The sequence below is a fragment of the Pseudomonas sp. GL_090 genome, assembly GCF_057837765.1.
The window spans coordinates 2238998-2257649 of the sequence record NZ_CM174452.1 but is presented as its reverse complement, the minus strand read 5'-3'; the positions used below and the strand labels follow the sequence as shown (position 1 = coordinate 2257649).

Sequence of the window (18652 nt, the reverse complement as noted above, 5' to 3'; positions counted from 1 at the left end):
GACGCCCGGCCGCGCCGGGCGTTTTTATTCCCGTCTGAAAAGTGCATTTTTTCAATAGGTTACACATGAATCCTGATATTCCTCTTCAACTTCTGGGCGGCATCACGGCACGGGAATTCCTGCGCGACTACTGGCAGAAAAAGCCGCTGTTGATCCGTCAGGCGATTCCTGATTTCGAAAGCCCGATCGACGCCGACGAACTGGCCGGCCTGGCGCTGGAAGAAGAAGTCGAATCGCGACTGATCATCGAGAATGGCGAGCGCCCGTGGGAACTGCGTCGCGGCCCGTTCGCCGAAGATGAGTTCAGCAAGCTGCCTGAAACTGACTGGACCCTGCTGGTTCAAGCCGTGGATCAGTTCGTCCCGGAAGTCAGCGAACTGCTGGAAAACTTCCGCTTTCTGCCGAGCTGGCGCATCGACGACGTGATGATCAGCTACGCCGCGCCAGGTGGCAGCGTTGGTCCGCACTTCGACAACTACGACGTGTTCCTGCTGCAAGGCCACGGCAAGCGCAACTGGAAGATCGGCCAGATGTGCAACACCGAGAGCCCGATGCTGACCCATGCCGACCTGCGCATCCTCTCCGAATTCGAAGCCACCGATGAATGGGTGCTGGAACCGGGCGACATGCTCTACCTGCCACCGCGCCTGGCCCACTGCGGCGTTGCCGTTGATGAATGCATGACCTACTCGGTCGGCTTCCGTGCACCGAGCGCTGCTGAAGTGCTGACCCATTTCACGGACTTCCTCAGCCAGTTCCTGTCGGACGAAGAACGCTACACCGACGCCGACGCCTTGCCGACTGCCGATCCTCACCAGATCCAGCGCGACGCACTCGACCGCTTGAAAGGCCTGCTGGCCGAGCACATGAGCGACGAGCGCCTGCTGCTGACCTGGTTCGGCCAGTTCATGACCGAGCCACGCTACCCGGAACTGGTGGTGGGCCCGGAAGACGTCGAAGAAGAGGACTTCATGTCCGCCCTGGAGCAAGGCGCGATCCTGATTCGCAACCCGAGCGCACGCCTGGCGTGGTCTGAAGTCGATGACGACCTGCTGCTGTTCGCCAGCGGCCAGAGCCGTTACCTGCCGGGCAAACTGCGCGAACTGCTGAAGATGATCTGCGCTGCCGACGCACTGCACGCCGACAACCTTGGCGACTGGCTGAGCGACGAAGACGGTCGCGGCCTGCTGTGCGAACTGGTCAAGCAAGGAAGCCTGGGGTTTGCCGATGAATAAGATTCACGTACGTGTCGCAGACTGGCAGAAGGACAACGCCGAGATCCGGCGCATTCGTGAGACGGTGTTCGTCGCCGAGCAATCCGTTCCGCCAGAATTGGAATGGGACGCCGATGACATTGATGCAGTGCATTTCCTCGCTTACGAAGGCGACTTTCCCATCGGCACCGCCCGCCTGCTGCCCGATGGGCACGTCGGCCGGGTGTCGGTACTCAAGGACTGGCGCGGCCTGAAAGTCGGCGATGCGCTGATGCAAGCGGTCATCGGTGAAGCCGAAGAGCGCGGGTTGAAGCAGCAGATGCTCAGCGCCCAGGTACAAGCCACGGCGTTCTATGAGCGCCTGGGCTTTCACATGGTCAGTGAGGAATTCCTGGAAGCCGGGATTCCACATGTGGACATGGTGCGGCACTCGGCCTGATACCGAGGTGCCCCCAATCGCGAGCAGGCTCGCTCCTACAAGGATTGCGCTAGACCTTGTAGGAGTGAGCCCGCTCGCGATGAGGCCCTGAAGAACACCACAAAACGCCCCGCCATCCCCGGATGCCGGGGCGTTTTGCTGTCTACCATTCAACTTGCCCCATCCCGGGCCGACAAACTGGCACTATCAATACTTGTAGGAGCGAGCTTGCTCGCGATGGACTTGAGAGCGCCGCGGGGTATCAGGCATCACGCATTATCGTTGACGACCATCGCGAGCAAGCTCGCTCCTACACACACCACAAAGCCGGAGATAACGGATATGTCCCTACGCACCCTGCTCAGCACTCTGTTGGTGGCCTGCAGTTTTTCGGTTATGGCAGCCACCGAAATCGTGCCCCTGAACTACCGCACCAGCGCAGATATGCTGCCCGTTGCGCAGGATTTCATCGGCAAGGACGGCCAGGTCAGCGCCTACGGCAATCAACTCATCGTCAATGCCGATCAGCGCAAGATCGACGAACTTAAAGCCCTTCTTTCGCAACTCGATACCGCACCCAAACGCCTGCTGATCACCGTCGATACCAGCGACAACAACTTCCAGGGCGACCAGGGTCATTCGGTGAATGGCGCCAAGCCAAGCCAGACCCGCATCATCAACTACAGCACCGACAGCCGCGACGGCGGCATTCAGCAAGTGCAGGCCAGCGAAGGCGCGCCGGCACTGATCCAGGTCGGCCAGAGCGTGCCGCTGACCAGTTCGCAGACCGATTCCTACGGCGACCTGCGCCGCCAGACCGAATACCGCAACGTCACCCAGGGCTTCTACGTCACGGCAAACGTCACCGGCGACATCGTTCACCTGTCGATCAGCACCAACCGTGACCGCATGAGCCAGGAACGTCCCGATGTAGTGAACGTACAAAGCACCGACACAACCGTCACCGGCCACCTCGGTGAGTGGATCCTGCTGGCCGGGGTCAACGGCCAGACTCAGGCCGACAAACAGGGCCAGACCCGCAGCTACTCGACCCAGAGCCGCAACGACATGACACTGCGGGTGAAAGTCGACACCCTGGACTAAAGCACCAAAAACTGACTGACGAGTCGTATTAGACCAAAGATGTAGTGCCTAAAAAAAAGCACTACAAAACGTTTGACGAGCCAAAAAAGCAAAGGCATGATGGCCTCGCTCCCGCTAATCAGAGGCCCTGGCAAGGGCCTTCGAAGCGATGTTCGCACCTACCCCGCGAACCGCTTCGTGTCTGTACCGCCCACAAGGTGTGTTTGACGAGGTTGTCGACTGGAACGAAGTTGTCCCGAGGGACGGAAGCGTAATAGGTAACCCGGCACCACACTGTTGTTCGCACCAAGGCCCACGACGCCCGAATGCGCCCGCAGTTCGCCTTTACCTGCTCACTTCCCCTCGAGCCCATCGTTCATCCCGTCGCCCTCCCCGCCGAATCCGACTTGACCGCTTAAGCTTCTGATCAGCGAGCGCAGGAATTTTCCACCGCAGAACAACTTTTCATAAAGACGCGACGAGGTTTATCTCCCATGGCACTGACACGCGAACAGCAAATTGCAGCCCTCGAAAAAGACTGGGCTGAAAACCCGCGCTGGAAAGGCGTGACACGCACTTACTCCGCTGCTGACGTCGTCCGCCTGCGTGGCTCGGTTCAACCTGAGCACACCTTTGCAAAGATGGGCGCCGAGAAGCTGTGGAACCTGGTCACCCAGGGTGCCAAGCCGGCCTTCCGTCCTGAGAAAGATTTCGTCAACTGCATGGGCGCCCTGACCGGCGGCCAGGCTGTGCAACAAGTCAAGGCCGGCATCCAGGCAATCTACCTGTCGGGCTGGCAAGTGGCTGCGGACAACAACTCCGCCGAATCGATGTACCCGGACCAGTCGCTGTACCCGGTGGACTCGGTTCCAACCGTGGTCAAGCGCATCAACAACTCGTTCCGTCGTGCCGACCAGATCCAGTGGAAAGCCGGCAAGAACCCGGGCGATGACGGCTACATCGACTACTTCGCACCGATCGTGGCTGACGCCGAAGCCGGTTTCGGCGGCGTACTGAACGCTTACGAGCTGATGAAGAGCATGATCGAAGCAGGCGCCGCCGGCGTTCACTTCGAAGACCAACTGGCTTCCGTGAAGAAATGCGGCCACATGGGCGGCAAGGTACTGGTTCCTACCCAGGAAGCCGTACAGAAGCTGACCGCTGCCCGTCTGGCTGCTGACGTTGCCGGTACTCCGACCATCATCCTGGCTCGTACCGACGCTAACGCCGCCGACCTGCTGACTTCGGACTGCGACCCGTACGACCAGCCATTCGTGACTGGCGAACGTACCCAGGAAGGTTTCTACAAAGTGCGCGCCGGTCTGGACCAGGCCATCGCTCGCGGCCTGGCCTACGCTCCGTACGCCGACCTGATCTGGTGTGAAACCGCCAAGCCGGATCTGGACGAGGCTCGTCGCTTCGCTGAAGCGATCAAGAAGGAATACCCGGACCAACTGCTGTCGTACAACTGCTCGCCTTCCTTCAACTGGAAGAAAAACCTGGACGACGCGACCATCGCCAAGTTCCAGCGCGAACTGTCCGCCATGGGCTACAAGCACCAGTTCATCACCCTGGCCGGCATTCACAACATGTGGCACAGCATGTTCAACCTGGCGCACGACTACGCCCGCAACGACATGACTGCCTACGTGAAGCTGCAAGAGCAGGAGTTCGCTGACGCTTCGAAGGGCTACACCTTCGTGGCTCACCAGCAGGAAGTGGGCACCGGCTACTTCGACGACATGACCACTGTGATCCAGGGTGGCTCGTCTTCGGTAACCGCACTGACCGGTTCGACTGAAGAAGAACAGTTCCACTGATCGGCTTCGCTTGAGCAAACGGCCGTTGCGGACCCATTAGAAACCGCAACGCCGCAAATCTGACGCCCCGACTGGTTCGGGGCGTTTTTTTGCCTGCTATTCAACAAACACCGCACCTCCCCTGTAGGAGCGAGCCTGCTCGCGATGGTCGCGAACGATAACGCGCGAAACCTGACTCCCAGCGGTGCTCTTGAGTTTTTCGCGAGCAAGCTCGCTCCTACAGGGGACGGTGGTGCCTGTAGCAAATCATTGATCCAGAGCGCTACGACTGTCAGAAAAACCCGCTAAAACGCTCACCGCCGCTACTTGCTGTAACGCCCTTATAAGTCAACTTCCCGAGTATCCGAAGGACTAGCAGTTTAAAAACCGCGTCAAACAGTATTGATTATCATTTATCAATAACAATGTTCGTTACATTCCCTACAAAACATAATTGACGAAATGCCGGCTAATGCCCGAGCCGCAAGGCCTGCGGGGGTTTTGAAGCGCGCTATGTCCTTATTCCTATAATAAATTTCGCTACAGGAATTTTACTTGCCGGGTGTTTAGCCATAAAATCAGCGGGATTGATTGCTGCGACATATCGTCACTGCTTTTGTTTCTTTTCAAGCTCAGAGACCTTTGCTCTCTGTTAAGGATTACCAGCATGCCCGAAGCGACAGGACTCATGGCCCACAACTGGGGCTTTGCCATTTTCCTTCTAGGCGTCGTCGGCCTCTGTGCCTTCATGCTGGGCGTCTCCAGCCTCCTTGGGTCAAAAGCCTGGGGCCGCAGCAAAAACGAACCGTTCGAGTCCGGCATGCTACCTACAGGTGGCGCCCGCTTGCGGCTCTCAGCCAAATTCTATCTGGTCGCGATGCTCTTCGTGATCTTCGATATCGAAGCCCTCTTTCTCTTTGCATGGTCTGTGTCCGTCCGCGAAAGCGGCTGGACCGGATTCGTCGAAGCTCTCGTTTTCATAGCAATTCTGTTGGCAGGCCTTGTCTACCTATTCCGAGTGGGCGCCCTTGACTGGGCTCCGGAAGCTCGGCGCAAGCGGCAAGCGAAGCTGAAACAATGAGGCTTTGGCAATGCAATACAATCTCACCAGGATCGACCCCGATGCTCCTAACGAGCAATATCCGATTGGCCAACGGGAAACCGTTTCCGATCCGTTAGAAGATCAAGTCCACAAAAACATTTTCATGGGCAAGCTCGAAGACGTGCTTAACGGCACGATCAACTGGGGGCGCAAGAACTCCCTGTGGCCGTATAACTTCGGTCTTTCGTGCTGCTACGTGGAAATGACCACCGCCTTCACGGCGCCCCACGACATCGCGCGCTTTGGCGCCGAGGTTATCCGGGCATCTCCGCGTCAGGCGGATTTCATGGTTATCGCCGGTACCTGCTTCATCAAGATGGCGCCGATCATTCAGCGTCTCTACGAGCAAATGCTCGAGCCTAAATGGGTCATCTCCATGGGTTCGTGCGCCAACTCCGGTGGCATGTACGACATTTACTCCGTCGTTCAAGGGGTGGACAAGTTCCTGCCCGTGGACGTCTACGTGCCTGGCTGCCCGCCCCGCCCTGAAGCTTTCCTGCAAGGCCTGATGCTGTTGCAGGAGTCGATTGGCCAGGAGCGTCGTCCACTTTCCTGGGTCGTTGGCGATCAAGGCGTTTATCGCGCCGAGATGCCTTCCGAAAAGGAAAAGCGCCGCGAACAGCGTATTCAGGTAACCAACCTGCGCAGCCCCGACGAAGTCTGATCCAGATCTGCTCCTTAAAAAGAACGAGAACCTGGCTTCATTCTTTACGTTGACCGAAAGCGATAAATAACCATGACTACAGGCAGTGCTCTGTACATCCCGCCTTACAAGGCAGACGACCAGGATGTGGTCGTCGAACTGAACAACCGTTTTGGCCCGGAGGCGTTCACCGCCCAGCCGACCCGCACCGGCATGCCGGTGCTTTGGGTTGCCCGCGCCAGACTCGTCGAAGTGCTGACGTTCCTGCGTAACCTGCCCAAGCCGTACGTCATGCTCTATGACCTGCACGGCGTGGACGAGCGTCTGCGCACCAAGCGTCAAGGGCTGCCGAGCGGCGCCGACTTCTCCGTGTTCTATCACTTGATGTCGATCGAACGTAATAGTGACGTAATGATCAAGGTCGCCTTGTCCGAGAGCGACCTCAGCTTGCCGACCGTCACCAGCATCTGGCCGAACGCCAACTGGTACGAGCGTGAAGTCTGGGACATGTTCGGCATCGACTTCAAAGGTCACCCTCACCTGTCGCGCATCATGATGCCGCCGACCTGGGAAGGTCACCCGCTGCGCAAGGACTTCCCGGCCCGCGCCACCGAGTTCGACCCGTTCACCCTGAACCTGGCCAAGCAGCAGCTCGAAGAAGAGTCCGCGCGCTTCAAGCCGGAAGACTGGGGCATGAAGCGTTCCGGCCCGAACGAGGACTACATGTTCCTCAACCTCGGCCCGAACCACCCGTCCGCCCACGGTGCGTTCCGCATCATCCTGCAACTGGACGGCGAAGAGATCGTCGACTGCGTACCGGACGTCGGTTACCACCACCGTGGTGCCGAGAAGATGGCCGAGCGTCAGTCCTGGCACAGCTTCATCCCGTACACCGACCGTATCGACTACCTCGGCGGTGTGATGAACAACCTGCCGTACGTGCTCTCGGTCGAGAAGCTGGCCGGCATCAAGGTGCCGGAGAAGGTCGACGTCATCCGCATCATGATGGCCGAATTCTTCCGGATCACCAGCCACCTGCTGTTCCTGGGTACCTACATCCAGGACGTCGGCGCCATGACCCCGGTGTTCTTCACCTTCACCGACCGCCAGCGCGCGTACACGGTGATCGAAGCCATTACCGGTTTCCGTCTGCACCCGGCCTGGTACCGCATCGGTGGCGTCGCCCACGATCTGCCGCGCGGTTGGGAAAAACTGGTCAAGGATTTCGTCGAGTGGATGCCCAAGCGTCTGGACGAATACCAGAAAGCCGCACTGGACAACAGCATCCTGCGTGGCCGGACCATCGGCGTCGCCGACTACAACACCAAAGAGGCCCTGGAATGGGGTGTCACCGGTGCCGGTCTGCGTTCGACCGGTTGCGATTTCGACCTGCGTAAAGCGCGCCCGTACTCGGGCTACGAGAACTTCGAATTCGAAGTGCCGCTGGCCGCCAATGGCGATGCCTACGACCGCTGCATCGTGCGTGTCGAGGAGATGCGCCAGAGCATCAGGATCATCGACCAGTGCCTGCGCAACATGCCGGAAGGCCCGTACAAGGCGGATCACCCGCTGACCACGCCGCCGCCGAAAGAGCGCACCCTGCAGCACATCGAAACCTTGATCACGCACTTCCTGCAGGTTTCGTGGGGCCCGGTCATGCCGGCCAACGAATCCTTCCAGATGATCGAAGCGACCAAGGGCATCAACAGTTATTACCTGACGAGCGATGGCGGCACCATGAGCTACCGCACCCGGATTCGTACCCCAAGCTTCCCGCACCTGCAGCAGATCCCTTCGGTGATCAAAGGCAGCATGGTCGCGGACTTGATTGCGTACCTGGGTAGTATCGATTTCGTTATGGCCGACGTGGACCGCTAAGCATGAACAGCACGCTTATCCAGACAGACCGTTTCACCTTGAGTGAAACCGAGCGCTCGGCCATCGAGCACGAGCTGCATCACTACGAAGACCCGCGCGCGGCGTCGATCGAAGCCCTGAAGATCGTCCAGAAGGAACGTGGCTGGGTGCCGGACGGCGCCTTGTACGCCATCGGCGAGATCCTCGGCATCCCGGCCAGCGACGTTGAAGGCGTGGCGACGTTCTATAGCCAGATCTTCCGTCAGCCGGTCGGCCGTCACATCATTCGCGTCTGCGACAGCATGGTCTGCTACATCGGCGGCCACGAGTCCGTGGTCAGCGAAATCCAGAGCAAACTGGGCATCGGCCTGGGTCAGACCACCACCGATGGTCGTTTCACCCTGCTGCCGGTCTGCTGCCTCGGCAACTGCGACAAGGCGCCGGCGTTGATGATCGACGACGACACTTTCGGTGATGTGCAGCCAGCAGGCGTTGCCAAATTGCTCGAGGGCTACGTATGACCCTGACTTCCTTCGGTCCGGCCAACCGCATCAAGCGTTCGGCCGAGACTCACCCGCTCACCTGGCGTCTGCGTGACGACGGCGAAGCCGTATGGCTCGACGAGTACCAGGCCAAGAACGGTTACGCCGCTGCGCGCAAGGCCTTCGCCGACATGGCTCAGGACGACATCGTCCAGACCGTGAAAGATTCCGGCCTCAAGGGTCGCGGCGGTGCTGGCTTCCCCACTGGCGTGAAGTGGGGCCTGATGCCCAAGGACGAATCCATCAACATCCGCTACCTGCTGTGCAACGCGGATGAAATGGAGCCCAACACCTGGAAAGACCGCATGCTGATGGAGCAACTGCCCCATCTGCTGATCGAAGGCATGCTGATCAGTGCCCGCGCGCTGAAAACCTACCGTGGCTACATCTTCCTGCGTGGCGAGTACACCACCGCCGCCAGGCACCTCAACCGTGCCGTGGAAGAAGCCAAGGCAGCGGGCCTGCTGGGCAAGAACATCCTGGGCAGCGGCTTTGATTTCGAGCTGTTCGTCCACACCGGCGCCGGACGTTACATCTGCGGTGAAGAAACCGCACTGATCAACTCCCTCGAAGGCCGCCGCGCCAACCCGCGCTCCAAACCGCCCTTCCCTGCCGCCGTTGGCGTGTGGGGCAAGCCGACTTGCGTGAACAACGTCGAGACCCTGTGCAACGTGCCGGCGATCATCGCCGACGGCGTGGACTGGTACAAATCGTTGGCTCGCGAAGGCAGTGAAGACATGGGCACCAAGCTCATGGGCTTCTCCGGCAAGGTCAAGAACCCGGGCCTGTGGGAACTGCCGTTCGGCGTCACCGGTCGCGAGCTGTTCGAAGACTACGCCGGCGGCATGCGCGACGGTTACAAGCTCAAGTGCTGGCAGCCTGGCGGCGCCGGTACCGGCTTCCTGTTGCCGGAACACCTGGACGCACAAATGTACGCCGGCGGCATCGCCAAAGTGGGCACCCGCATGGGTACCGGCCTGGCCATGGCGGTGGACGACAGCGTCAACATGGTGTCCCTGCTGCGCAACATGGAGCAGTTCTTCGCCCGCGAGTCCTGTGGCTTCTGCACGCCGTGCCGCGATGGTTTGCCATGGAGCGTCAAGCTCCTGATGGCCATCGAGAACGGTGAAGGCCAGCCAGGCGACATCGAGACCCTGCTGGGTCTGGTTGGTTTCCTCGGCCCAGGCAAGACCTTCTGTGCTCACGCACCGGGCGCCGTGGAGCCGTTGGGCAGCGCAATCAAATACTTCCGTCCAGAGTTCGAAGCCGGTATCGCGCCTGTCAGCGCCGCCGTCCCGCCTCTGGCAAGGCCGATCGTAGTCGGCGCGTAAACGCTTAAAAAAGGCGAAGGGTCCGTGCCCTTCGCTTTTCGTGTGATGACGCCTTTAACGGCTGTGTTGATTCACGCGGATAACAAGATTCCATTAGCCACGCCCGCTGACACCGGGCCAACGAAGAACTTTGAACCATGGCCACTATCCACGTAGACGGCAAAGAGCTCGAAGTCGATGGGGCAGACAACCTGTTACAGGCATGTCTGTCGCTAGGCCTCGATATCCCTTATTTCTGCTGGCACCCTGCCCTCGGCAGCGTTGGCGCTTGCCGCCAGTGCGCGGTCAAGCAGTACACCGACGAAAACGACACCCGTGGTCGTATCGTCATGTCCTGCATGACCCCTGCCACCGACGGCACCTGGATCTCCATCGAAGATGAAGAATCCAAGGCCTTCCGCGCCAGTGTTGTCGAATGGCTGATGACCAACCATCCTCACGACTGCCCGGTCTGTGAAGAAGGCGGTCACTGCCACCTGCAAGACATGACGGTCATGACCGGCCACAACGAGCGCCGTTACCGCTTCACCAAGCGTACCCACCAGAACCAGCAACTGGGCCCGTTCATTTCCCACGAAATGAACCGCTGCATCGCTTGCTACCGCTGCGTGCGCTTCTACAAAGACTACGCCGGCGGCACCGACCTCGGTGTATTCGGCGCCCACGACAACGTGTACTTCGGTCGCGTTGAAGACGGCACCCTGGAAAGCGAGTTCTCCGGCAACCTCACCGAGGTCTGCCCGACCGGTGTGTTCACCGACAAGACTCACTCCGAGCGCTACAACCGCAAGTGGGACATGCAGTTCTCGCCGAGCATCTGCCATGGCTGCTCCAGCGGTTGCAACATCTCCCCGGGCGAACGTTACGGCGAACTGCGTCGCATCGAAAACCGCTTCAACGGTTCGGTGAACCAGTACTTCCTGTGCGACCGTGGCCGTTTCGGCTATGGCTACGTCAACCGCGAAGACCGCCCGCGTCAGCCATTGCTGGCCAACGGCACCAAGCTGAGTCTCGACGAAGCGCTGGATAAAGCCGCCGACCTGCTGCGCGGTCGCAACATCGTCGGTATCGGTTCGCCCCGCGCCAGCCTCGAAAGCAACTACGCGTTGCGCGAACTGGTGGGTGCCGAGCACTTCTACTCGGGTATCGAAGCTGCCGAACTGGAACGCATCCGCCTGGTCCTGCAAGTACTGAAAGACAGCCCGCTGCCAGTGCCGAACATGCGCGACATCGAAGACCACGATGCCGTGTTCGTCCTCGGTGAAGACCTGACCCAGACTGCCGCGCGCATGGCCCTGTCCCTGCGTCAATCGGTCAAGGGCAAGGCCGAAGACATGGCCGATGCCATGCGCGTCCAGCCTTGGCTCGACGCCGCCGTGAAGAACATCGGTCAGCACGCGCTGAACCCGCTGTTCATCGCAAGCCTGGCTGAAACCAAGCTCGACGACATCGCCGAAGAGTGCGTTCACGCCGCTCCAGACGACCTGGCCCGCATCGGTTTCGCCGTGGCTCACGCCCTCGACGCTAGCGCACCGGCCGTTGAAGGCCTGGACAGCGAAGCGCTCGAACTGGCCAAGCGCATCGCCGACGCCCTGCTCGCAGCCAAGCGTCCGCTGGTCATCGCCGGTACCTCCCTGGGCTCCAAAGCGTTGATTGAGGCTGCTGCCAACATTGCGAAAGCTCTGAAGCTGCGCGAGAAGAACGGTTCCATCAGCCTGATCGTGCCAGAGGCCAACAGCCTCGGCCTGGCCATGCTCGGTGGCGAATCGGTCGACGCCGCGCTGCAAGCCGTGATCGACGGTAAAGCCGACGCCATCGTCGTGCTGGAAAACGATCTGTACACCCGTACCGACAAGGCCAAGGTCGATGCTGCCCTGAGCGCCGCCAAAGTGCTGATCGTCGCCGACCATCAGAAGACTGCCACCAGCGATCGCGCGCACCTGGTTCTGCCAGCCGCCAGCTTCGCTGAAGGCGACGGCACCCTGGTCAGCCAGGAAGGCCGCGCCCAGCGCTTCTTCCAGGTCTTCGATCCGAAGTACATGGACGCGAGCATCCTGGTTCACGAAGGCTGGCGCTGGCTGCATGCACTGCGCGCAACCCTGCTGAACCAGCCGATTGACTGGACCCAACTGGACCACGCCACCGCTGCCGTCGCTTCCAGCACTTCGATCCTGAATCGCATCGTCGATGCCGCACCGTCCGCCGCGTTCCGCATCAAGGGCATGAAACTGGCCCGTGAACCGCTGCGTTACTCCGGTCGTACCGCCATGCGCGCCGACATCAACGTGCACGAACCGCGTACCCCGCAGGACAAGGACACCGCGTTCGCCTTCTCGATGGAAGGTTACTCGGGCTCGGCCGAACCGCGTCAGCAAGTACCATTCGCCTGGTCTCCGGGCTGGAACTCGCCGCAAGCCTGGAACAAGTTCCAGGACGAAGTCGGTGGTCACATCCGCGCTGGCGACCCGGGCACCCGCCTGATCGAAAGCACTGGTGACTCGCTGAACTGGTTCGCCAGCGCTCCGCGTGCGTTCAACCCAGCTCCTGGTACCTGGCAGGCCGTGCCGTTCTTCCACCTGTTCGGCAGCGAAGAGAACTCTTCGAAAGCCGCTCCGGTTCAGGAACGCATCCCGGCTGCTTATGTTGCTCTGGCCAGGTCCGAAGCCGACCGCCTGGGTGTCAATGACGGCGCCATGCTGAGCCTGAACGTGGCTGGCCAGACCCTGCGTCTGCCGCTGCGCATCAATGAAGAGCTGGGTGCTGGTCTGGTGGCATTGCCTGCGGGCATCGCTGGCATTCCGCCAGCGATCTTTGGCAAATCCGTTGACGGTCTGCAGGAGGCAGCTCAATGACCTTGTTCACTCCTGAAGTGATCGACGTGATCATCGCGGTCCTCAAGGCCGTGGTGATTCTGCTCGCCGTGGTGGTTTGCGGTGCCCTGCTGAGCTGGGTCGAGCGTCGTCTGCTCGCCCTCTGGCAGGACCGTTACGGTCCGAACCGCGTCGGCCCGTTCGGCGCGTTCCAGATCGCCGCCGACATGATCAAGATGTTCTTCAAGGAAGACTGGACCCCGCCGTTCGCCGACAAAGTGATCTTCACTTTGGCGCCGGTCGTGGCCATGAGCGCCTTGCTGATTGCCTTCGCAATCATCCCGATCACCCCGACCTGGGGTGTCGCGGACATCAACATCGGCATCCTGTTCTTCTTCGCCATGGCTGGCCTGTCGGTCTACGCGGTGCTGTTCGCCGGCTGGTCGAGCAACAACAAGTTCGCCCTGTTGGGCAGCCTGCGGGCCTCGGCGCAAACCGTGTCGTACGAAGTGTTCATGGGCCTGTCGCTGATGGGCATCGTGATCCAGGTCGGCTCGTTCAACATGCGCGACATCGTTGAGTATCAAGCGCAGAATCTGTGGTTCGTCATTCCGCAGATCTTCGGTTTCCTGACCTTCTTCATCGCTGGCGTCGCCGTGACTCACCGTCACCCGTTCGACCAGCCGGAAGCGGAACAGGAACTGGCCGACGGTTACCACATTGAATACGCCGGCATGAAATGGGGCATGTTCTTCGTCGGCGAGTACATCGGCATCGTGCTGATCTCGGCGCTGCTGGTGACCTTGTTCTTCGGTGGCTGGCACGGTCCGTTCGGCATCCTGCCGCAGATCCCGTTCATCTGGTTCGCGTTGAAAACCGCGTTCTTCATCATGTTCTTCATCCTGCTGCGCGCCTCGATTCCGCGCCCACGGTATGACCAAGTGATGGATTTCAGCTGGAAGTTCTGCCTGCCGCTGACCCTCGTCAACATGCTGGTGACCGCTGCGATCGTGTTGCTCAACACGCCCGCCGTCGCGGCTCAGTGAGGATAGAATCATGAAGTACATTTTTGACATCGTGCATGGCTTCTACACCCAGCTTCGCAGCCTGGTGATGATTTTCGGCCACGCCTTCCGCAAGCGCGACACGCTGCAGTACCCGGAAGAACCGGTCTACCTGCCGCCGCGCTACCGTGGGCGTATCGTCCTGACCCGCGACCCCGACGGCGAAGAGCGTTGTGTAGCGTGCAACCTGTGCGCCGTGGCGTGCCCGGTCGGTTGCATCTCGCTGCAGAAAGCTGAAACCGAAGACGGTCGCTGGTACCCGGACTTCTTCCGCATCAACTTCTCGCGCTGCATTTTCTGCGGCCTCTGCGAGGAAGCCTGCCCGACCACCGCGATCCAGCTGACGCCGGATTTCGAAATGGCCGAGTTCAAACGTCAGGACCTGGTTTACGAGAAAGAAGATCTGCTGATCTCCGGCCCCGGCAAAAACCCTGATTACAACTTCTATCGTGTTGCAGGTATGGCGATTGCCGGTAAGCCGAAAGGCTCCGCGCAGAATGAAGCCGAACCGATCAACGTGAAGAGCTTGCTGCCTTAAGGAAGAAAGATGGAATTCGCTTTCTATTTCGCATCGGGTATCGCTGTGTTGTCCACGCTTCGCGTGATCACCAACACCAACCCTGTGCACGCCCTGCTCTACCTGATCATTTCGCTGATCGCCGTGGCGATGACGTTCTTCGCCCTCGGCGCACCGTTTGCCGGTGTCCTGGAAGTGATCGCCTACGCTGGCGCCATCATGGTGCTGTTCGTGTTCGTGGTGATGATGCTGAACCTGGGCCCGGCCTCGGCTCAGCAAGAGCGCGCCTGGCTCAAGCCCGGTATCTGGGGCGGCCCGGTCCTCCTCGCCGCGCTGCTGCTGGTGGAACTGCTGTATGTGCTGTTCTCCCACCAGACCGGTGAAGCCATCGGCCACACCACCGTAGACGCCAAGGCCGTGGGCATCAGCCTGTTCGGTCCTTACCTGCTGGTGGTCGAACTCGCCTCGATGCTGCTGCTCGCCGCAGCCGTCACGGCGTTCCATTTGGGCCGTAACGAAGCCAAGGAGCAATGACGATGCCTGCTATCCCCATGGAGCATGGTCTGGCGGTCGCCGGCATCCTGTTCTGCCTCGGTCTGGTCGGCCTGATGGTCCGCCGCAACATCCTCTTCGTGCTGATGAGCCTGGAGGTCATGATGAATGCCTCCGCTTTGGCGTTCATCGTTGCCGGTAGCCGCTGGGCGCAGCCGGATGGACAGATCATGTTCATCCTGGTGATCAGCCTGGCAGCCGCCGAGGCCAGTATTGGCCTGGCGATCCTGCTGCAACTGTATCGCCGCTTCCACACGCTCGATATCGACGCTGCCAGTGAGATGCGCGGATGAACCTACTCTTTCTGACTTTCGTATTCCCTCTCATTGGTTTCCTGCTGCTGTCGTTCTCACGCGGCCGCATTTCGGAAAACCTGGCTGCGCTGATCGGCGTCGGCTCCATCGGTCTGTCGGCGATCGTTACCGCCTACGTGATCTGGCAGTTCAACGTCGCCCCGCCGGAAGGCGGCCACTACACCCAGGTGTTGTGGCAGTGGATGGCGGTGGAAGGCTTCACGCCGAACTTCGCGCTGTATCTGGACGGCCTGTCGCTGACCATGCTCGGCGTGGTGGTTGGCGTCGGCTTCCTGATCCACCTGTTCGCGTCCTGGTACATGCGCGGTGAAGACGGTTACTCGCGCTTCTTCGCCTACACCAACCTGTTTATCGCCAGCATGCTGTTCCTGGTGCTGGGCGATAACCTGTTGTTCCTGTACTTCGGCTGGGAAGGCGTGGGCCTGTGCTCGTACCTGTTGATCGGTTTCTACTACAGCAACCGCAACAACGGTAACGCGGCACTCAAGGCCTTCATCGTGACCCGTATCGGTGACGTGTTCATGGCCATCGGCCTGTTCATTCTGTTTGCCCAGCTGGGCACGCTGAACGTTCAGGAACTGCTGGTGCTGGCTCCGCAGAAATTCCAGTCCGGCGACTTCTGGATGGTCATGGCCACCCTGATGCTGCTGGGCGGCGCTGTCGGTAAATCCGCGCAACTGCCGCTGCAAACCTGGCTGGCGGACGCGATGGCCGGCCCGACTCCGGTTTCGGCACTGATCCACGCCGCAACCATGGTGACCGCTGGCGTCTACCTGATCGCCCGTACCCACGGCCTGTTCACCCTGGCGCCGGAAATCCTGCACCTGGTGGGCATCGTTGGCGGTGTGACCCTGGTTCTCGCCGGTTTCGCAGCCCTGGTCCAGACCGACATCAAGCGTATCCTCGCCTACTCGACCATGAGCCAGATCGGCTACATGTTCCTGGCCCTGGGCGTCGGTGCCTGGGACGGCGCGATCTTCCACCTGATGACACACGCCTTCTTCAAGGCCCTGCTGTTCCTTGCGTCCGGTTCGGTGATCGTTGCCTGCCACCACGAGCAGAACATCTTCAAGATGGGCGGTCTGTGGAAGAAGCTGCCACTGGCCTACGCCAGCTTCATCGTCGGCGGCGCGGCCCTGGCGGCCCTGCCACTGGTTACCGCGGGTTTCTACTCCAAGGACGAAATCCTCTGGGAAGCGTTCGCCAGCGGCAACAACGGTCTGCTCTATGCCGGTCTGGTCGGCGCGTTCATGACGTCGCTCTACACCTTCCGCCTGATCTTCATCGCGTTCCACGGTGAAGTGAAGACCGAAGCCCACGCCGGTCACGGCATCGCCCACTGGCTGCCACTGTCGGTGCTGATCGTATTGTCCACCGCCATCGGCGCGATGATCGTTCCACCACTGCACGGCGTGCTGCCGGAAAGCGTCGGCCATGCCGGCGGCGAAGCCAAGCACAGCCTGGAAATCGCCTCGGGCGCCATTGCCCTGGCCGGTATCCTGCTGGCTGCCCTGCTGTTCCTCGGCAAGCGTCGCTTCGTCACCGCCGTCGCCAACAGCGGCATCGGCCGTTTCCTCTCGGCCTGGTGGTTCGCTGCCTGGGGCTTCGACTGGATCTACGACAAACTGTTCGTCAAGCCGTACCTGGCGATCAGCCACATCCTGCGCAAAGACCCGCTCGACCAGACCATCGGTCTGATCCCGCGCATGGCCAAAGGCGGTCACACCGCCCTGAGCCGTACCGAGACCGGTCAACTGCGTTGGTACGCCGCCTCGATGGCTGCTGGTGCCGTGCTGGTCATCGGCGCCGTCGTGCTGGTAGCGGTCTGATATGAACCTTGCGAATTTGCGAAAGGAAACGAACCCGTCATGATTCTGCCTTGGCTAATCCTGATCCCCTTCATCGGCGGCCTGCTGTGCTGGATGGGTGAGCGCTTCGGCGCCACCCTCCCCCGCTGGATTGCGCTGATCACCATGTCCCTGTTGCTCTCCCTCGGCCTCTGGCTGTGGGCCAACGGCGATTATTCTTTTGCCCCGGCGCCTGGCGCCGACCCGACCTGGGCGCTTGAGTTCAAGCACGTCTGGATCCAGCGCTTCGGCATCAACGTGCACCTGGCCCTCGACGGCCTGTCGCTGTTGATGATCATGCTGACCGGTCTGCTGGGTGTGCTCTCGGTACTCTGCTCGTGGAAAGAGATCCAGCGTCACGTGGGCTTCTTCCACCTGAACCTGATGTGGATCCTGGGCGGTGTCGTCGGCGTGTTCCTGGCCCTCGACCTGTTCATGTTTTTCTTCTTCTGGGAAATGATGCTGGTGCCGATGTACTTCCTCATCGCGCTCTGGGGTCACAGTTCTTCGGACGGCAAGAAAACCCGGATCTACGCGGCGACCAAGTTCTTCATCTTCACTCAGGCTTCCGGCCTGATCATGCTGGTGGCGATCCTGGGCCTGGTACTGGTCAACTTCAACGACACCGGCGTGATTACCTTCAACTACGCCGACCTGTTGAAGACCAAGATGTCGATGACCACCGAGTACATCCTGATGCTCGGTTTCTTCATCGCCTTCGCGGTCAAGCTGCCGGTCGTGCCGTTCCACTCCTGGTTGCCTGACGCTCACGCCCAGGCGCCGACCGCAGGTTCCGTCGACCTCGCCGGTATCTTGCTGAAGACCGCGGCCTACGGCCTGCTGCGTTTCGCCCTGCCGCTGTTCCCGAATGCTTCGGCCGAGTTCGCGCCGTTTGCGATGGCCCTGGGTCTGATCGGGATCTTCTACGGTGCGTTCCTGGCGTTCGCGCAAACCGACATCAAGCGTCTGATTGCCTTCTCGTCCGTTTCCCACATGGGCTTCGTACTGATCGGCATCTACTCCGGCAGCCAACTGGCGCTGCAGGGTGCGGTGATGCAGATGCTGGCCCACGGCCTGTCGGCGGCGGCACTCTTTATCCTGAGTGGCCAGCTGTACGAACGCACCCACACCCGCGACATGCGTGAAATGGGTGGCCTGTGGTCGAAGATCGCTTACCTGCCGGCCCTCAGCCTGTTCTTCGCTGCCGCGTCCCTGGGCTTGCCGGGTACCGGTAACTTCGTCGGCGAGTTCCTGATCCTGATCGGCACCTTCCCGATCGCTCCATGGGTCACCATCATCGCCACGTCCGGCCTGGTGTTCGGTTCGGTCTATTCGCTGATCATGATCCACCGTGCGTACTTCGGTCCGGCCAAATCGGACGCAGTTCTGCATGGCATGGACGGTCGCGAAATGATCATGGTGGTCGGTCTGGCTGCGCTGCTGATCTACATCGGCGTGTACCCACAACCGTTCCTCGATACCTCTGCCGCTACGATGCATGGCGTGCAGCAGTGGCTCGGCACCGCCTTCACTCAACTCGCTTCGGCCCGGTAAGAGCG

At 60.5% G+C, this 18652-nt stretch carries 16 protein-coding genes; all 16 read left to right on the top strand.

Translation table 11 applies throughout. The features are described 5' to 3' along the window. The first annotated feature begins 65 nt into the window (after positions 1 to 65). The 16 genes from AC3ITA_RS10020 (at position 66) to nuoM (ending at position 18647) form a co-directional block, all read left to right on the top strand. Positions 66 to 1235: a ribosomal protein uL16 3-hydroxylase gene (locus AC3ITA_RS10020; protein WP_095943720.1), complete on the top strand. Its 1170-nt coding sequence runs from the start codon at positions 66 to 68 to the stop codon at positions 1233 to 1235. After that, on the top strand, positions 1228 to 1653 hold the full coding sequence (locus AC3ITA_RS10015) for a GNAT family N-acetyltransferase (protein WP_032829897.1): 426 nt from the start codon (positions 1228 to 1230) through the stop codon (positions 1651 to 1653). Before AC3ITA_RS10020 ends, AC3ITA_RS10015 begins: the two co-directional genes overlap by 8 nt. Positions 1654 to 1974: 321 nt before the next feature. Beyond that, positions 1975 to 2736 (top strand): secretin N-terminal domain-containing protein, encoded by a 762-nt coding sequence (locus tag AC3ITA_RS10010; protein ID WP_489280145.1) that lies wholly within the window; start codon positions 1975 to 1977, stop codon positions 2734 to 2736. A 473-nt stretch (positions 2737 to 3209) separates the two neighbouring features. Then, positions 3210 to 4535, top strand: coding sequence for an isocitrate lyase (aceA, locus tag AC3ITA_RS10005; RefSeq protein WP_034146910.1), 1326 nt, complete (start codon positions 3210 to 3212; stop codon positions 4533 to 4535). A 646-nt stretch (positions 4536 to 5181) separates the two neighbouring features. Next, complete coding sequence (locus AC3ITA_RS10000; RefSeq protein ID WP_003223812.1) at positions 5182 to 5595, top strand: NADH-quinone oxidoreductase subunit A; 414 nt, start codon at positions 5182 to 5184, stop codon at positions 5593 to 5595. 10 nt (positions 5596 to 5605) lie between these two features. Then, positions 5606 to 6280 carry a NuoB/complex I 20 kDa subunit family protein gene (locus tag AC3ITA_RS09995; protein ID WP_007970441.1) on the top strand — a complete coding sequence of 225 codons (675 nt, stop codon included), beginning with the start codon at positions 5606 to 5608 and terminating at the stop codon, positions 6278 to 6280. Positions 6281 to 6352: 72 nt separating this feature from the next. Next, positions 6353 to 8137: an NADH-quinone oxidoreductase subunit C/D gene (gene nuoC / locus AC3ITA_RS09990; RefSeq protein ID WP_095943717.1), complete on the top strand. Its 1785-nt coding sequence runs from the start codon at positions 6353 to 6355 to the stop codon at positions 8135 to 8137. Positions 8138 to 8139: 2 nt separating this feature from the next. Next, positions 8140 to 8637 (top strand): NADH-quinone oxidoreductase subunit NuoE, encoded by a 498-nt coding sequence (gene nuoE, locus AC3ITA_RS09985; protein WP_008053447.1) that lies wholly within the window; start codon positions 8140 to 8142, stop codon positions 8635 to 8637. After that, entirely contained in the window at positions 8634 to 9989 is a 1356-nt protein-coding gene (gene nuoF / locus AC3ITA_RS09980) for an NADH-quinone oxidoreductase subunit NuoF (protein WP_095943716.1), read from the top strand. Before nuoE ends, nuoF begins: the two co-directional genes overlap by 4 nt. 137 nt (positions 9990 to 10126) lie before the next feature. Further along, entirely contained in the window at positions 10127 to 12841 is a 2715-nt protein-coding gene (gene nuoG / locus AC3ITA_RS09975) for an NADH-quinone oxidoreductase subunit NuoG (protein WP_150671702.1), read from the top strand. Further along, positions 12838 to 13845, top strand: coding sequence for an NADH-quinone oxidoreductase subunit NuoH (gene nuoH / locus AC3ITA_RS09970; protein WP_095943714.1), 1008 nt, complete (start codon positions 12838 to 12840; stop codon positions 13843 to 13845). The genes nuoG and nuoH overlap by 4 nt, the downstream gene beginning before the upstream one ends. A 10-nt stretch (positions 13846 to 13855) precedes the next feature. Further along, complete coding sequence (nuoI, locus tag AC3ITA_RS09965) at positions 13856 to 14401, top strand: NADH-quinone oxidoreductase subunit NuoI (protein WP_007970449.1); 546 nt, start codon at positions 13856 to 13858, stop codon at positions 14399 to 14401. A 9-nt stretch (positions 14402 to 14410) separates the two neighbouring features. Continuing rightward, positions 14411 to 14914, top strand: a complete 504-nt coding sequence (gene nuoJ / locus AC3ITA_RS09960; protein WP_489280141.1) for an NADH-quinone oxidoreductase subunit J — start codon at positions 14411 to 14413, stop codon at positions 14912 to 14914. A 2-nt stretch (positions 14915 to 14916) separates the two neighbouring features. Further along, a complete protein-coding gene (gene nuoK, locus AC3ITA_RS09955; protein WP_007946416.1) occupies positions 14917 to 15225 on the top strand; it encodes an NADH-quinone oxidoreductase subunit NuoK in 309 nt (102 codons plus the stop codon). After that, the gene (gene nuoL / locus AC3ITA_RS09950; protein ID WP_095943713.1) at positions 15222 to 17075 is read left to right on the top strand and encodes an NADH-quinone oxidoreductase subunit L; all 1854 of its coding nucleotides are present in this window, start codon (positions 15222 to 15224) and stop codon (positions 17073 to 17075) included. Before nuoK ends, nuoL begins: the two co-directional genes overlap by 4 nt. A gap of 39 nt (positions 17076 to 17114) precedes the next feature. Next, complete coding sequence (gene nuoM / locus AC3ITA_RS09945; RefSeq protein WP_095943712.1) at positions 17115 to 18647, top strand: NADH-quinone oxidoreductase subunit M; 1533 nt, start codon at positions 17115 to 17117, stop codon at positions 18645 to 18647. The last annotated feature ends 5 nt before the right edge of the window (positions 18648 to 18652 follow it).

What these genes read in the sequence shown, in the direction of transcription:
- AC3ITA_RS10000 (WP_003223812.1), top strand. Translation starts at nt 5,182, where the DNA reads ATGCCCGAAGCGACAGGACTCATGGCCCACAACTGGGGCTTTGCCATT.
- nuoC (WP_095943717.1), top strand. Translation starts at nt 6,353, where the DNA reads ATGACTACAGGCAGTGCTCTGTACATCCCGCCTTACAAGGCAGACGAC.
- nuoJ (WP_489280141.1), top strand. Translation starts at nt 14,411, where the DNA reads ATGGAATTCGCTTTCTATTTCGCATCGGGTATCGCTGTGTTGTCCACG.
- nuoL (WP_095943713.1), top strand. Translation starts at nt 15,222, where the DNA reads ATGAACCTACTCTTTCTGACTTTCGTATTCCCTCTCATTGGTTTCCTG.
- AC3ITA_RS10015 (WP_032829897.1), top strand. Translation starts at nt 1,228, where the DNA reads ATGAATAAGATTCACGTACGTGTCGCAGACTGGCAGAAGGACAACGCC.
- nuoM (WP_095943712.1), top strand. Translation starts at nt 17,115, where the DNA reads ATGATTCTGCCTTGGCTAATCCTGATCCCCTTCATCGGCGGCCTGCTG.
- nuoF (WP_095943716.1), top strand. Translation starts at nt 8,634, where the DNA reads ATGACCCTGACTTCCTTCGGTCCGGCCAACCGCATCAAGCGTTCGGCC.
- AC3ITA_RS10010 (WP_489280145.1), top strand. Translation starts at nt 1,975, where the DNA reads ATGTCCCTACGCACCCTGCTCAGCACTCTGTTGGTGGCCTGCAGTTTT.
- nuoE (WP_008053447.1), top strand. Translation starts at nt 8,140, where the DNA reads ATGAACAGCACGCTTATCCAGACAGACCGTTTCACCTTGAGTGAAACC.
- nuoI (WP_007970449.1), top strand. Translation starts at nt 13,856, where the DNA reads ATGAAGTACATTTTTGACATCGTGCATGGCTTCTACACCCAGCTTCGC.
- nuoG (WP_150671702.1), top strand. Translation starts at nt 10,127, where the DNA reads ATGGCCACTATCCACGTAGACGGCAAAGAGCTCGAAGTCGATGGGGCA.
- aceA (WP_034146910.1), top strand. Translation starts at nt 3,210, where the DNA reads ATGGCACTGACACGCGAACAGCAAATTGCAGCCCTCGAAAAAGACTGG.
- AC3ITA_RS10020 (WP_095943720.1), top strand. Translation starts at nt 66, where the DNA reads ATGAATCCTGATATTCCTCTTCAACTTCTGGGCGGCATCACGGCACGG.
- nuoK (WP_007946416.1), top strand. Translation starts at nt 14,917, where the DNA reads ATGCCTGCTATCCCCATGGAGCATGGTCTGGCGGTCGCCGGCATCCTG.
- nuoH (WP_095943714.1), top strand. Translation starts at nt 12,838, where the DNA reads ATGACCTTGTTCACTCCTGAAGTGATCGACGTGATCATCGCGGTCCTC.
- AC3ITA_RS09995 (WP_007970441.1), top strand. Translation starts at nt 5,606, where the DNA reads ATGCAATACAATCTCACCAGGATCGACCCCGATGCTCCTAACGAGCAA.